The sequence below is a fragment of the Bordetella genomosp. 4 genome (assembly GCF_002261185.1).
Classification (GTDB): domain Bacteria; phylum Pseudomonadota; class Gammaproteobacteria; order Burkholderiales; family Burkholderiaceae_B; genus Bordetella_A.
Genome location: NZ_NEVQ01000013.1, coordinates 951,712 through 965,982, shown reverse-complemented (window position 1 = coordinate 965,982; position 14,271 = coordinate 951,712). Strand labels below are relative to the sequence as shown.

Below are 14,271 nucleotides of genomic sequence, written 5' to 3'. Positions count from 1 at the left end.
CGGGCTGGCGCCCGGTCTTATCCGTATCGTGCAGCGAGGCGCGTTTTTGCCAAACATGGATACCGGATTGCGAACTCTGGCTATTTTGCCGGTCGGGATGTCTCTAGATTGTCGGGTATCTGGTGTTAGGTCTCTGGACCTTTTGGGAGATGGCGATGACGCTTTCCAATGAAGCACTGGCCGAGTTGGTCCGGCCGGATAGCGTAAACAAGCGGGTATATACGGACCCGGACATCTTTAGTCTGGAAATGAAGCGTATCTACGGCAAGGCCTGGATATATGTCGGGCACGAAAGCCAGGTGCCCAATACCGGCGACTATCACACGACGCGCATCGGTGATCAGGATGTCATCATGGTGCGCAGTACAGGCGGTGCCGTGCACGTGCTGTACAACCGATGTCCGCACAAGGGCGCGAAATTGCTGGCCGACGGAGATGGCAATACCGGAAAATTCTTTCGCTGCCCGTACCATGCGTGGACTTACAAGCTGGACGGCAAGTCGTTGGCGGTGCCGTTAAAGAATGCCATGGAGGGCACTTGCTACGACCCCGCGCATCCCGATTTTTCGATGAGGAAAGTCGCTAGGGTCGAGAGCTATCGCGGCTTTGTGTTTGCGAGCCAGTCAGCCGAGGGGCCGGATCTGCGCAGCTTTCTCGGGGGCGTGATCTCGTCGATCGACAATATGTGTGACCGCTCGCCGGTGGGCGAGGTCGAGGTGGCAGGCGGCGTGTTCCGCGTGCTGCAACCCTCGAACTGGAAGGTGTTTTACGAAAATCTGCACGACACCATGCACGCGCGAGTGACGCACGAGTCTTCGTTTCAGGCAGCGCGCGACGAGGCTGCGGTGTTGGGTGAGATGCCGTTTGAGCTGTTGATCATGGATGGCAATGGCGAACCCTACGAGTTCTGGGAAAAGCTGGAGCTGCGTGCCTATGACAATGGTCACGGCTATATGGAAGGCATTTTCGATCCCGCTGCAGCGACGCGTGATCCTGTGTCGCGGGCGCATTTCGAGTCCTTGTCCTCGGTGCACGGCGAGGCGCGTGCGCGTGAGATCCTGGGAGTGAACCGGCACAATACCATCATCTATGGCAGCGGCTCGCCGCATACGGTTTTTCAGCAGTTTCGTGTGATACGTCCGATCGCGGTCAATCGCACGATGGTAGAAATCCAGACCTTTCGCCTGAAAGGTGCGCCGGACGGGGTGTTTGACCGGGCTCTCACATATGCCAACGTGATCAATTCCCCTTCGTCCAACGTCATGCCCGACGATGTCGAAGTCTACAAGCGTTGCCAGGAAGGCAACCTGACCGACGGCGGCGATTGGGTCAGCCTGCATCGCTACATGGGTACCGACAAAGTCTTGCCCGATGGCATGGTGTCCACCAATGGCACCAGCGAATTGCCCATGCGCAATCAATTCAAGGCATGGCGCCAGTACATGCTGGACACGGGATCAGAACATATCCAAGGAGCGGGCCGTGCTGTTGCTTGATCGTAATTTTGATGTCTCGGTGACACCCGTGTCGCCTGCCGCGTTGAGTGCCGACGAGACGCGTGGCGTGGAGCAGTTTCTGTTCCAGGAAGTCCAGTATCTGGATGATCGGGATTTTGACGCGTGGCTGGCCTTGTGGGACGAGGATGGACGATATTGGGTTCCACGGTTTGAACGCCAGGCGAATCCCTTTGAACAGGTTTCGCTGTTCTGGGAAGACAAAATGCTGCGAGAGGTGCGAGTCAAGCGCTTGAACAACGCCCGGAACTGGTCACAGCAGCCACCCACGCGATGTTCGCATCTGGTGGGCAATGTGGCGGTCAAGGGCTTGGACTCGGCGGGGCATTTGATTGTGCGTTCCAGCGTACATCACACTGAGTGGCGTGGCGAACAGCGGCACCTGGCAGGCACCGTACATCACAAGTTGGTACGCGGCGCAGAGGGGGGATGGCGCATACGTCTCAAACGGGTTGACCTGGTGAATTGCGATAGCGTGTTTGCCAACCTCGAGGTTTTTATATGAGCCGAGTCCCGACGGCGTTGCTGGCTCTGCACTATCAGAACGAGGTGTTGCATCCCGACGGGCTGATCCGCGTGGGGATCGCTGATGACGAGGTGCGAACGGCGTTGATCGAGCGCGCAGCGGCGCTGTTGGCCGAGGCGCGGCGCCGCGGTTGGCTGATCGTGCATGTGCGTATCGCTTTTCGGCCGGACTATGCAGATATGCCGCGCAATATTCCTATTTTCTTGCGGACCGAAGCCCTCGGCGCGGTAAAAGACGGGGAGTGGGGCGCCGAGTTCTATCCATCATTGGCGCCGCAGAGCAGCCAGCGCGAATTTGCCGTGAAGCACACCAGCATCAGCGCATTTCGAGGCACGCCGCTGGATCAGTTGTTGAGATCGCATGGCATTGTGCGAGTGGTGGCGGCAGGGGTTGCCACGCATTCAGTGGTCGAGGGCACCGTGCGCGAGGCGGCGGAGTCGGGCTACGAGGTCACCGTTGTTGCCGATGCCTGTGCCGCAGCACAGCGTGCGACGCATGAGGCCGCATTGGCCTCGATGGCGCTGATGGCGCAAGTGACCACGGTTCAAGAACTGATCGCATCAGCGTAAAAGGAATGATCATGGAGCAGCAGCGCATCGTGCCTGCACAGGCCTCTGGCACGGTTCCCGCCCGCTTGGCCGGAAAAGTTGCACTAGTGACAGGCGGCACACAGGGATTGGGAGCGGACGTGGCCCGTGAGCTCGCGGCGGCGGGCGCAGAGCGAGTCTTTGTTGTAGGTCGTGGCAAGCAGGCAGGGGAAGACGTGGCGGCCTCGCTGGGCGGGGCTGGCGTGGCGATAGAGGCAGATATCACGGACGACAAGGCATTGGAGCGATGCGTGCAGATCGCAACCGGCTATGCCGGCCGTATCGATATCCTGGTCAATTGCGCCGCCGCGTATGACGATGCGGGACTGGCCTCGACGCGTGAGCAGTGGCTCAGTACCTTGAACGTGAACCTGATTTCAGCAGCCATACTGACACAGATGGTCACACCACATATGCCTCGTGGCGGCGTCGTGATCAACATGGGCAGCATCGGCGGGAAATTCGGCGCGGCGGGGCGAGCCATCTATCCCGCCTCGAAAGCCGCCCTGTTGCAGATCACCAAAAATTTCGCTGTCACCTTGGCGCCTGCGGGGATTCGAGTGTTATCGGTCTCTCCCGCCTGGACCTGGTCGCCGATGTTGGCGCAGATGAGCCAGGGGTCCATCGAGCGGGCAGATCAGGTCGGGGCCGCTCTGCATCCCTTGGGCCGTGTCGGTCGCGGCGAAGAAATCGGCAAAGCAGTGGTGTTCGCCGTCAGCGATGAGGCCTCGTGGATGACGGGAACGGATCTGGCTGTTGACGGGGGATTCAGTTGCCTGGGGCCAGATCAGGGTATGTCCGCCAGGCGTTGGTTCGAGACGAGCCGGAACACTAACTAGGGATTTGCACGAATAGTTTAGGGCTAAACGAAGCGTTATCGTCGGATGTTTGATGGCACGTACCACGTGACTCATGACTTGCATCCGGGGGGAACGCATGATGGACGTCAGATGGAATCTGGATTTATCTAAGATTTATCGTGCCCCGATATTCCAGACGCGTTCGGCCCGAGACGCGCAGTACCAGCTCAGCCGCCAATTGATAGATCATGGTTTGCGGTGGTTTCCTGGCGAGGTATCGGCCTCGTTGTATCGCCGCGAGCTCAACCGTATCAGTCTGATGATCCTGCAGTATGGCACTGAGGTCGAGGTCTCGCCATTAGCATTCGAGGACTTTACCCTGGTGCAGATGCCGCTTAAGGGCGCAGTGCAGATCGAATCCGCGGGCACCTGTATCCGCGTCGTACCTGGCGAGGTCGCAGTGATCCCACGTGGATGCCCGGTGCGTTTGCTATGGGAGCCCGGATGTGAGCAGCTCATTCTGCGTTTACCGGATAGTCTTTTGGCCGATGGTGGCGAAACCTCTGACGGTGCGGTGTCATTGTCAGGCGCCTGTACGCCGCCCGATCATGGGCCTCAGGGGTTTGTGAGAGAAGCGCTCGGGTTGCGCAGCGGTATGGCAACCTCGACAGCGGGCGGCTCAAAGCTCAATTGGGCTGACCCGGTCTACAAAATCCGAGCGGATCTGATTGACCCCTGGATCGGGATGTTGCAGCAGGCGGTGACATTGTTGCCGGCAGGGAAGACACACTTGCTGCATCCTGCATGGTTGAACCAGTTCGAGCAAACACTGGCAGGGTTTGTCTATGCCCATCAGCCGACTGTCCTGAAGGCCGCCGAGCGATTCGACGATGGTGGGCCTGATGAGACGGCGCCAGGCTATCGTGCGGGGCAATGCCCGCAACTGGATCGACTGGAGGATTACATCCGCAGCCGGCTGTTTGCGCCATTGTCCCTGGCAGACCTGGCACGCGCGGCTGGCGTCACCACGCGGACGCTGAACGTGGTCTGCCATCGGCACCGTGGCGTCGCGCCGATGACGTTGGTGCGTAATCTGCGGCTGGATGCGGCCCGCCAACGCCTGCTGTCAGGTCTGCCCGTCAGCATCACCGAGGTCGCCATGGAGTATGGCTTTGGACATTTGGGCCGATTCTCCGCCTATTACCGCGAACGTTTTGGCGAACTGCCCAAGCAAACCGGTCGTGCATTGAAAGAAGCACCGTGTGCCCAGACACCCCAGCTGGGCACGCAGCGTCTTGCCGCCATGGCATCGTGAGGACAAAACTGGATAAGCCGCTGCGTTTTATGGATAGTTTGCGTGGTTCGAGGACGCCATGATTGAGGCACCCGGCCAGCCGTCATCGCCGACGGTGACGTCTCTCAACCTCGGCACGCGGGCCGGGGATTTTCGGAACCTCTGATGGCGCAATCCTCTGATCCCGTATTCGATGTCATCGTCGTAGGCAGCGGCATGAATTCCCTGGTGTGTACGGCGCTGCTCGCCCGCAGCGGCCGCAGGGTGCTGATGCTGGAGCGCGAGGCGCAATTGGGCGGCTGCATCCGGACCGATGAGCTGACCGTGCCTGGCTTTCACCATGACACATTGTCGACTGCTCATCCGCTGTTCATGGTGGGGCCAGCGTACGCTGCGCTGGGAAAGGCGCTGCACGAGGCAGGGCTGGAATACTGCAACACATCGCAGCCGACGGCAGTATTGTTGCCGGATGGCCGGCACCTGGTACTGTCGACTTCTCACGAACAAAATCGCGCTGCCTTTGAGCAGGCGCATGCGGGCGACGGGCAGGCGTATGCGGCGGCGCTGGCGAACGTGCAGGCGAATGCGCCACTGGTCTTTGGTCTGCTGGGCAATGAGTTGTGGCGCTGGAAGACATTGCGTACCGTAGCGGGGACAGCCTGGAAGCAGGGGCCACGTCATCTGGTCGGATTTATGGGCAGATCGCTCACGCCGGCGTCGGCATGGCTGCGCCAGGACTTTAAATCCGATTTGACGGCGGCATTGCTGGCGCCGTGGGTGCTGCACTGCGGCCTGAGCCCGGATGCGCCGCTGTCCTCACTGATGGCGCAGGTCGTGGCAATGACACTGGAGGGAGTCGGTTTGCCTATCGTAAAAGGCGGTAATGCCAATACGGTGCTAGCGTTTGAACGGTTGATCCGTGACGCAGGCGGCCGGATTGAAACGCAGGCCGACGTGGTCAGGGTGCGCGTAGAGCAGGGCAGAGCCACGGGCGTAACACTGGCCGATGGCCGTGTTTATCGCGCGGCAAACGTGGTCTGCAATGTGACGCCGACGCAGTTGTATGGCCGGCTGCTGGATCAGACCGAGGTGCCTGAGGCGGTGCGGGCCGAGGCCCAGGCCTGGCGTTACGGCAAAGGCAATATGCAGATCCATCTGGCGCTGGACGAGGCGCCGCAGTGGAACGTCGAAGCGTTACGAGACGTCGGCTATGTGCACATCACGCGCGGCGTGGATGCTGTGTCCAGAGCGGTAAATGAGGCAGAGCGCGGGTCATTGCCTGCTGAACCCACGATCTGCGTGGCCCAGCCGACTGTGCTGGACCCGACGCGTGCGCCGCCCGGTAAACATATTCTGTGGGTGCAATTGCCCGAATGCCCGCGTCATCCCGTGGCCGATGCATTAGGCGCGTTGGCAATTCCCGAGCCGGGAAATTGGACCGCTGGTTTGCGCGACGCTTATGCCGATCGCATCATCGATACTTTAGCGCAGCATATTCCGAATCTGCGCCGCAGCATATTGGGACGCGCCGTGCTGTCGCCGGCCGACCTGGCAGCGATGAATATCAATCTGGTGGGCGGCGATCCCTATGGCGGGGATTGCGGCCTGGATCAATCGTTCTTTTGGCGCCCGTCGCGTATCAATCGCAATCACTCGACGCCAGTGCGCGGGCTGTGGCACATTGGTGCGTCTACGCATCCGGGGCCGGGGCTGGGAGGCACATCCGGTTTTCACGTGGCGAGCGCATTGGGTGCTACGTGATGCTGTTTTTATTACGGCTCGTGCCTGCGCCGAAGAGGGGCTGGCGCGCGTACGAATCGCAGACATATGGACAGGAGTTCAAGACATGGCCGTTTCAATGACGCAGTTTGCCCAGGACGTGGCGAGTGGGGCGTTGCGTATTGTCGATCTGACGCACACGCTGTCGCCCGAGTTTCCGGCCTTGCAATTGCCGCAACAGTTTGCCCAGGTCAGCGCATTCAAGATCGAGCGCATCTCTCAGTATGATGAGGCTGGCCCGGGGTGGTATTGGAACAACTTCACCTGCGGCGAACATACCGGCACTCACCTGGATGCGCCCGTGCACTGGGTCACAGGGAAAGACTATCCCTCGAATACCGTCGAGACGATGGATCCCCGGCGTTTTGTCGGGCAGGCGTGTGTGATAGACGCCAGTGCCCAGGCTGCGCAGGACGAGGACTTTGTGTTGACGGTGGAGTTTCTGCAGCAATGGGAAAGCCAGCACGGACGGATAGGCGAAGACGAATGGGTGTTGTTGCGCACGGACTGGCACAAGCGCATGCCCGACGCTGCGGCCTTTCTGAATGCGCGCGAAGACGGCGCCCATACGCCCGGCCCGTCACAAGAAGCCGTTCAATGGCTGATTGACGAGCGCAACGTACGTGGATTCGGCGTCGAGACGATTAATACCGATGCGGGTCAGTCGTATGCGTGGCCGATGCCGTTTCCTTGCCATACGCTCATGCATGGCGCGAATAAATTGGGCTTGCAGTGTCTGACCAACCTCAATCAGTTGCCTGCTCGAGGTGCGTTGATCGTGGCAGCGCCGTTGAAAATTCAGAACGGGTCTGGATCGCCTTTGCGGGTATTCGCCGTCATGGCGGCGTAGCGACCAGGCTGCGCAGTGACTCGGCCTCAATGATCTAGAGGACGGCCTCAGTCCGAATCTTGGCCCTTTACGAGGCTGGCGTGCTCAGAGGTGTCTTGGCGGCTTGCTCCAGATGCGCCAATAACAAGCGGGCCGCGCCCGATAGCGAGGCCTCGTCTCGGGTGACCAGGGCAAAGCGCCGCTGAGCCCAGTCATCTGTCAGATCGATGATGCGCAGTCCGTTGGCGTTGGCATAGGGTTCGGCGATCTCCCGCGGCGAGACGCTGATGGCGAGGTTGGCGCGCACCACCCTGAATGCCGAGTCCAGATTCGACACTGTGACGCGATGCCGCAGTACTTTTCCTGCGCGGGACGCCGCCTGTTGCAGCATGAGCAGGACCGCGCTGGCTGGCGGCATGTTGACGTGTTCGTAGTCGAGCGTGTCGGCAAAACTGATGGTGCGATGCGCGGCGATCGGGTGCGATGGGTGGGCGACGATGGCCAGGCGATCACTGCGATAAGGGCGGGTTTGCAGCTCATCAAAATCCGCCGCATCCCAACAGATACCCAGCGAGGCCACGCCATCGCGTATTCCGCGTATCAGGTCGCGGGTGACGCGCTCTTCGAGCTCGATCTTGATATCGCGGTGCTGCGGGTCCTGCAGAAACACGGCGATGTCTTCGGCGAGCGACTCTGCCAACGCTGATGCCGAAGCCAGGATGCGGACATTGCCGCGTATGCCAGACGCATATGCCGCCATGTCGCGATCGATGCGTTCCGCACTGGCCAGCATGTCGCGCGCGTGTTCGAGCAAGGTCTGGCCGGCCACCGTCGGTTCGACGCCATGGCGTCGCCGCGTCAATAGCCGTACTCCAACGGTTTCTTCGAGTTGGGCCAGCCGCTTGCTGATGGCCGAGCCGACAATGTTGGATTGTTCGCCTGCGCGGGCGATGTTGCGCGTTTCGCAGACGCGTACGAACAGGCGCAGGGTGGTGATATCCAGGTCGCGCATAGTGAGTGTCTCGAGATATTCTGCTTTGGAATTTTTAGGGTTCCAAATTACCACTTTTTTAATCATGAGGAATATCTAAACTTGAGCCATTGCGACTCAGGTATTACATCCTCATGACCAGACAGACGCGCAGCACACAGGTAGGATCATCATCGTCGTCATCGCTGCAGCAGGATCCGGACCTTGTCCGCCCGGCAACCGCATCACCGTGGCCCACGCGTGCGATTGTGCGAGAGGTCGGTTTGCGAGATGGACTGCAAAGCATTTCGCGCATTCTCCCCACGCAGCAAAAGCAACAATGGATACGCGCCGCGTACGAAGCGGGGCAACGCGAAATCGAGGTCGGCTCGTTCGTTCCTGCACGTCTTTTGCCGCAGTTGGCGGATACCGCCGAACTGGTGCAGTTCGCGAAGACATTGCCGGGCTTGTCCGTATCGGTGCTGGTGCCGAATCTGATCGGCGCCCAGCGCGCGATGGACGAGGGGGCCGACATGATGTTGGTGCCCTTGTCAGCGAGCCACGCACACAGCGTGGCGAACCTGCGTAAAACACCGAAAGAGGCTATCGCCGAGGTTGCACGTATGCGTGCAGAGCGGGATGCCAGAGGATCCCGTACGCGTCTGGAGGTGGGCATAGGCACGGCATTCGGCTGTACCTTGCAGGGCAAGGTGGAGGCGGACGATGTGTTGGCGCTGCTGCAGGACGCGTTGGACGCGGGAGCCGATCAGGTCAGTCTGGCCGACACGGTAGGCCATGCTGATCCCGCCTCGGTGCTGGCCTTGTTCAGCGCGGCTCGGGATGTGGCCGCGGACCGCCTGTGCTGCGGTCATTTTCACGATACGCGTGGGCTGGCTCTGGCGAATGTGCTTGCCGCCTTGCAAACGGGCATTGAACGCTACGACGCCAGTCTGGCCGGTATTGGGGGTTGCCCGCATGCGCCGGGCGCCAGCGGCAACGCCGCGACCGAGGATCTGGTCTACATGTTGCAGACCATGCATATCCAGACAGGCATAGATTTGCCGAGTTTGCTTGAGCTGCGCGAGCAGGTGGCGGACTGGCTGGCCGGAGAATCGCTGCATGGCACGTTGTGGCGGGCGGGGATTCCCACGCATCAGGCGCCGGCATTTTCTTCATCAATTCAGGCGCGAGCCTCGTCGGCGTTGATTTGATACGCCGTTGCGATCAGAACGAGCCAACAATTTCTCGGAAAAATACATGCAGCAACCCAGCGGTACTTCATCTTTTGACACGGCAGCGCCGTCTGGTGCGACGACGCCAACTCATGCTGCGCCTGGTTCCGACGCAGTGCGGGCACCTTCGGATAGCCGCCAGACTGCGGCGCGCGCATTGCCGCTGCAAGGGTTGCGGGTTGTCGAGTTTACTCACATGGTCATGGGCCCCACGTGCGGCATGGTGCTGGCCGATCTGGGAGCGGAGGTCATCAAGGTCGAGCCCGTTGGCGGCGATCGCACGCGTCATTTACTGGGTGCGGGCGCAGGATTTTTCCCGCTGTTCAATCGCAACAAGAAAAGCATCGAGCTCGACCTGCACGATCCTGAGGGCGCCGAGGCGGCGCGCCGTTTGGCGGCCAGCGCCGATGTCGTGGCCGAGAACTTCAAACCCGGCACGATGGCCAAATATGGCCTGGACTACGCATCGCTGAATCGTGTGAATCCCCGCATCATCTACGTGAGCCACAAAGGCTTTTTGCCAGGGCCTTACGAGTTGCGTACGGCGCTGGACGAAGTCGTTCAGATGATGGGAGGCCTGGCCTACATGACCGGCCGACCCGGTGATCCTCTGCGCGCAGGAACCAGTGTCAATGACATCATGGGCGGGATGTTCGGTGCGATCGGGGCAATGGCGGCGCTGATTCAGCGCGGTATTACCGGGCGTGGGCAGGAGGTGCAGTCAGCCTTGTTCGAAAACAATGTGTTCCTGGTCGGCCAGCATATGCTGCAGTATGCGATCACGGGCAAGGCGGCGTCACCCATGCCGGAGCGTATCTCCGCCTGGGCGCTCTATGATGTCTTTACCGTGAAAGACGGTGAGCAGATCTTCCTGGCGGCGGTCAGCGATGCGCAATGGCGTACGTTTTGCGACGCGTTTGGCTTTGATGATTTGAAATCGGCGCCGCACTTGGCGACCAATAATGATCGCGTCATCGCACGGCCCACCTTGTTGCCTGAGTTGCGCGAGCGCTTGAAAAACTATAGCGCCAGCGAGTTGTCCGCGATCTTCGAAGCACAGGGTCTGCCGTATGCGCCCATCGTAAAACCCGAGGAACTCTACGACGATCCGCATCTGCGTGCGACGGGCGGGTTGGCGGAGATCCGTCTGCCGGATGGCGAGCGTGCGGGCGAAATCACCCGCACGACACTGTTCCCGATGACGCTGGATGGCAAGCGCCTGGGCGTGCGGCTGGATCCACCCAGACAGGGCGAACATACGGCCGAGTTGTTAAGGGACCTAGGATACGACGAACGGAAAATCGCAGAGATGAAAGCGCGAAAGGCAGTGGGGTAACCCTGTGCCGTCTCAGTGCAAGCATAGGGCTCTGCCAGCCACCGTGTTGGAAGATCCTTCGATAAAGAGGACGACAGGGCTGGATAACAAAGGAGGTGACATGAAGAACTCGAAAGACATTCTGAATAAAGTTGGCGATAGCGACATCAAACGCACAAGCAACATCTGTTCTACGCAACCGGCCCGATGGTCGCGCCGCCATGTATTGATGCATATAGGGGCGAGCCTGGCTGCCTTGGCCACGCCCGGATTGCTGCGCGCCCAAAGCGATCGGCCAATCAAATTCATTTTGCCGGTGGGTGTTGGTTCGGGCGTGGACACGATCACGCGCAGCGCCTCGGAGGCGCTATCGCGCGCATTGGGGCATACCGTAGTCGTGGAAAATCAGCCTGGAGCCGGCGGCATCGTAGGCACGTCTGCGTTGGTTCGATCTCCGGCAGACGGCTATACGCTGAGCATGGTATCGAACAACCATGTGATCTTCCCCAGCGTATACAAGTCCCTGCCGTTCGATCCTCTAGCCGACATCACCCCGATCTCAGTGGTGGGAACATCACCCCTGGTATTGGTCACCAATTCCGCACGGATCAAGGCCCAGACAGCGTCCGAGTTGATTGCTCTCTTGAAAGCGCATCCGGATGACTACAACTATGCCTCGTCCGGCAATGGCACCATCCTGCAATTGGCTGTAGAAATGTTCTTGCTGCAAAGCGGTACAAAGGCGCGCCATATCCCGTACAAGGGGGTAGGCCCTATGGTGACCGACCTGTTGAGCGGCCAGGTGGATCTGGGAGTGCTGTCGGTGGCGTCGATTCGTTCGCATCTGGAGAGCGGCGCGTTACAGGCCATTGGATACTGTGGCATCGAGCGTAGCGCCGCGCTGCCGAATATTCCCACTCTGCGCGAACAGGGAATGTCCAATTACAACGTCGAGGGTTGGATCGCCGCCGTTGGGCCGGCAAAGTTGCCCGCCGAAAATGTGCAACGCGTGTACCGGGCCTTTAGTGAGGCATTCAACACCCCAGAGGTCAAGGCCGCTATGGCGACTCAGGGTAACGTTATTAAATTAATGCCGCCTGATCGCACGAAGGAGTTCTTCAAAAGTGAAATGCGGAAATATGCGGAGATCGTAGAGGGCGCGCATATCGAGAAAATGTAAAAAGACACTGACGTAGAATGGACGTTTGAACGAGGCAGGCGTCGGCCCTTGATCAAGGAGACAAGGGCTGACGCTCCACGTTCAAAACTCAAGCTTGCTGGGCAAGCGATGCTTCGACTTCGACCGCTATTTCCAACAGCTTTTGATCGGACCCGGGCGCCGCCATCAATTGATAACCGATGGGCAGGCCGTCTACCGGCAGCGGCAGCGATACCGCGCATAGTCCCAGATAGTTCGCAGGCTGGGTGTTTTGCGTCATGCCCATGGCCAGTGTCATGCCTTTTTCAGGGTCTTCCAGATCAGAGACCAATGGTGCAAAGTCGGCAGTTGTCGGGCTGACCCAGGCATCAAATCCGATGAATCTGTCGGCAACGGATTTTCTGCTCTCGGTTCTCTTGTCCTCAAGCGCGAGGAACTCATAGGCTTTTACCTCAAGCCCAGACGCTATTCTTTTCGCAATAACAGGATCCATCAGATGTTTTTGCGAGAGAAAATTCTCTTTGCCCAGGATAGATAGCAAGGCCGATGGCATCGAGACGGGGAAATAGCCGGCGCGTTCGGGGGCTTCCGGTACGGTTAGTTTCTCAAACAGACATCCTCTTTCCTGCAGATGCTGGTTCGTCTTTTGAAAGGCATTGCTGATCTGCGGATTGACGTTGTCGCCGAAATGGTTTTCAGGAACGCCGAGGCATAGACGGTCCAGGCGGACACCTGAACGGCGAGGCTGATACCCGCAGCCGAACAGAATGGCAGATATGGTGTTAAACGCCAGCAGCGCGTCTTTGGCTGACCGCGTTAATAGACCGATGGAATCGACTCTCGGATCCAATGGAAATGCGCCATCGGTCGGCCAGAGGCCTGCGGTGGTCTTCAAGCCGAATACGCCATTGAAAGCGGCGGGAACTCGAACCGAACCGCCAGAATCCGACCCTATGGCAAACGCGCACAGTCCTGCGGCGATGGCTACGCCAGAGCCGGAGCTGGAGCCTCCTGGTGCGCGATGGTTCTCCATATCCGATACGTTCCAGGGCGTGCCTCGGGGAGACGAATGGCCGGTGATGCCCAGGCAGAATTCCACTGCCTTGGTTTGCCCTAGAAACACGCAGCCGGCTTTTCTGAGGGCTTTAATGAATGTGCCTTCTTCGGATCCCATGACATCGGGCAGGTCAATGTTGGAGCCGACCTTCGGACCAGGCATCTGCGAGATCACGAAGACATCCTTGATCGCAATAGGGACCCCCATCAATGGCCCCAGATCCGTTCCCGATCGGATCAACAAGTCCATGGCGCGCGCGGTGGCCAATGCACTATCGGTAGCGACGGTCTCGAATGCGCCGAGCTTGGCGTCTATTGCCCGGATACGCTCGAGATAGATTTTCGTGACGGCTTCCGAGCTTACCTTTCCTGCGCGGAAGTCCTTTGCGAAGCCCTCCAGGCCGCCCTGGCTAAATGGATCAAGCGGCAGATCATTCATGTTTGCTCCTCCGAAAATATCGAATCGTTTGAATATTGATCTATAGACCTAAATAGGCTTTCCGAATCATGGGATGGCCTTCCAGCGTAGAAGAGGCGCCCTCCAACACCAGTTTGCCGTTTTCCAGAACGTAAGTGCGGTGGCTGAACTGAAGCACTTGCTTGATGTTCTGTTCGACGAGCAACACAGGAAAGCCCAGATCGGCAATTTGACGGATCGCCCGCATGACCTGTTTGACGTACAAGGGCGACAGGCCCAGGCTCGGCTCATCCATGATCAGCAGATCGGGTTCAAGCATCAGCGCCCGGCCGATCGCGACCATCTGTTGTTGGCCGCCGGACAGGGCGCCTGCCTCCATCTCGGCAAACTTCTGGATGTCGGGAAACAGGGAGAACACCTTTTCCAGGTTCCTGTTTCTGTTTTTGCGCAGGCGAGGAAGATATCCTCCCAAAAGGATATTGTCCTTGACGGTCAGATTGGGAAAGAGCTGCCGGCCCATCGGTACGTGGGCCAAGCCCCGTTCCGCCATCTGGTGAGGTTCCAACCCGGAGATCTCTTCGCCCTTGAACAGAATCTTTCCGTGCCATGGCTTGATCATGCCGGACACCGAACGCAGTATGGTCGATTTGCCGCTGCCATTGCCTCCGACCAGGCCGACCAATTCGTTCTTTTTGACTTCCAGAGAGACGTCGAAGACGACCTGCAGCGTTCCGTATCCGAGACTGACTCCCTCTACCTTCAATACGGCTTCATCTGTAGTGCTCATGTTTA

The 14,271-nt window shown here is 59.3% G+C and carries 13 protein-coding genes; 10 read left to right on the top strand and 3 right to left on the bottom strand.

Going from position 1 to position 14,271, the window contains the following annotated elements; all coding sequences use genetic code 11:
• The first annotated feature begins 155 nt into the window (after positions 1-155).
• The 7 genes from CAL20_RS14660 to CAL20_RS14630 all read left to right on the top strand — a co-directional run bounded on the left by CAL20_RS14660 (position 156) and on the right by CAL20_RS14630 (position 7,350).
• Positions 156-1,496 (top strand): aromatic ring-hydroxylating dioxygenase subunit alpha, encoded by a 1,341-nt coding sequence (locus CAL20_RS14660; protein ID WP_094838200.1) that lies wholly within the window; start codon positions 156-158, stop codon positions 1,494-1,496.
• Positions 1,483-2,019, top strand: a complete 537-nt coding sequence (locus tag CAL20_RS14655) for an aromatic-ring-hydroxylating dioxygenase subunit beta (RefSeq protein ID WP_256981504.1) — start codon at positions 1,483-1,485, stop codon at positions 2,017-2,019. Before CAL20_RS14660 ends, CAL20_RS14655 begins: the two co-directional genes overlap by 14 nt.
• On the top strand, positions 2,016-2,609 hold the full coding sequence (locus tag CAL20_RS14650) for a cysteine hydrolase (RefSeq protein WP_094838199.1): 594 nt from the start codon (positions 2,016-2,018) through the stop codon (positions 2,607-2,609). Before CAL20_RS14655 ends, CAL20_RS14650 begins: the two co-directional genes overlap by 4 nt.
• Positions 2,610-2,620: 11 nt before the next feature.
• Complete coding sequence (locus tag CAL20_RS14645; protein ID WP_094838198.1) at positions 2,621-3,466, top strand: SDR family oxidoreductase; 846 nt, start codon at positions 2,621-2,623, stop codon at positions 3,464-3,466.
• Between the two features lie 97 nt (positions 3,467-3,563).
• On the top strand, positions 3,564-4,742 hold the full coding sequence (locus tag CAL20_RS25780; protein WP_256981503.1) for an AraC family transcriptional regulator: 1,179 nt from the start codon (positions 3,564-3,566) through the stop codon (positions 4,740-4,742).
• A gap of 144 nt (positions 4,743-4,886) precedes the next feature.
• Complete coding sequence (locus CAL20_RS14635; protein ID WP_094838196.1) at positions 4,887-6,482, top strand: phytoene desaturase family protein; 1,596 nt, start codon at positions 4,887-4,889, stop codon at positions 6,480-6,482.
• Between the two features lie 85 nt (positions 6,483-6,567).
• Complete coding sequence (locus tag CAL20_RS14630; RefSeq protein WP_094838195.1) at positions 6,568-7,350, top strand: cyclase family protein; 783 nt, start codon at positions 6,568-6,570, stop codon at positions 7,348-7,350.
• A gap of 67 nt (positions 7,351-7,417) precedes the next feature.
• On the opposite strand, the gene CAL20_RS14625 is transcribed toward CAL20_RS14630, so the two are convergent.
• Complete coding sequence (locus CAL20_RS14625; RefSeq protein WP_094821845.1) at positions 7,418-8,341, bottom strand: LysR family transcriptional regulator; 924 nt, start codon at positions 8,339-8,341, stop codon at positions 7,418-7,420.
• 113 nt (positions 8,342-8,454) lie between these two features.
• On the opposite strand from CAL20_RS14625, the gene CAL20_RS14620 reads away from it, so the two are divergent.
• From CAL20_RS14620 to CAL20_RS14610, 3 genes are all read left to right on the top strand, one after another.
• Complete coding sequence (locus CAL20_RS14620; RefSeq protein ID WP_094838194.1) at positions 8,455-9,510, top strand: hydroxymethylglutaryl-CoA lyase; 1,056 nt, start codon at positions 8,455-8,457, stop codon at positions 9,508-9,510.
• 217 nt (positions 9,511-9,727) lie between these two features.
• Complete coding sequence (locus CAL20_RS14615; RefSeq protein ID WP_373558304.1) at positions 9,728-10,867, top strand: CaiB/BaiF CoA transferase family protein; 1,140 nt, start codon at positions 9,728-9,730, stop codon at positions 10,865-10,867.
• A gap of 100 nt (positions 10,868-10,967) precedes the next feature.
• The gene (locus CAL20_RS14610) at positions 10,968-12,026 is read left to right on the top strand and encodes a Bug family tripartite tricarboxylate transporter substrate binding protein (protein WP_256981502.1); all 1,059 of its coding nucleotides are present in this window, start codon (positions 10,968-10,970) and stop codon (positions 12,024-12,026) included.
• An 88-nt stretch (positions 12,027-12,114) separates the two neighbouring features.
• On the opposite strand, the gene CAL20_RS14605 is transcribed toward CAL20_RS14610, so the two are convergent.
• Positions 12,115-13,500 carry an amidase gene (locus CAL20_RS14605; RefSeq protein WP_094821842.1) on the bottom strand — a complete coding sequence of 462 codons (1,386 nt, stop codon included), beginning with the start codon at positions 13,498-13,500 and terminating at the stop codon, positions 12,115-12,117.
• A 40-nt stretch (positions 13,501-13,540) separates the two neighbouring features.
• On the bottom strand, positions 13,541-14,266 hold the full coding sequence (locus CAL20_RS14600; protein ID WP_094821841.1) for an ABC transporter ATP-binding protein: 726 nt from the start codon (positions 14,264-14,266) through the stop codon (positions 13,541-13,543).
• Between the last annotated feature and the right edge of the window lie 5 nt (positions 14,267-14,271).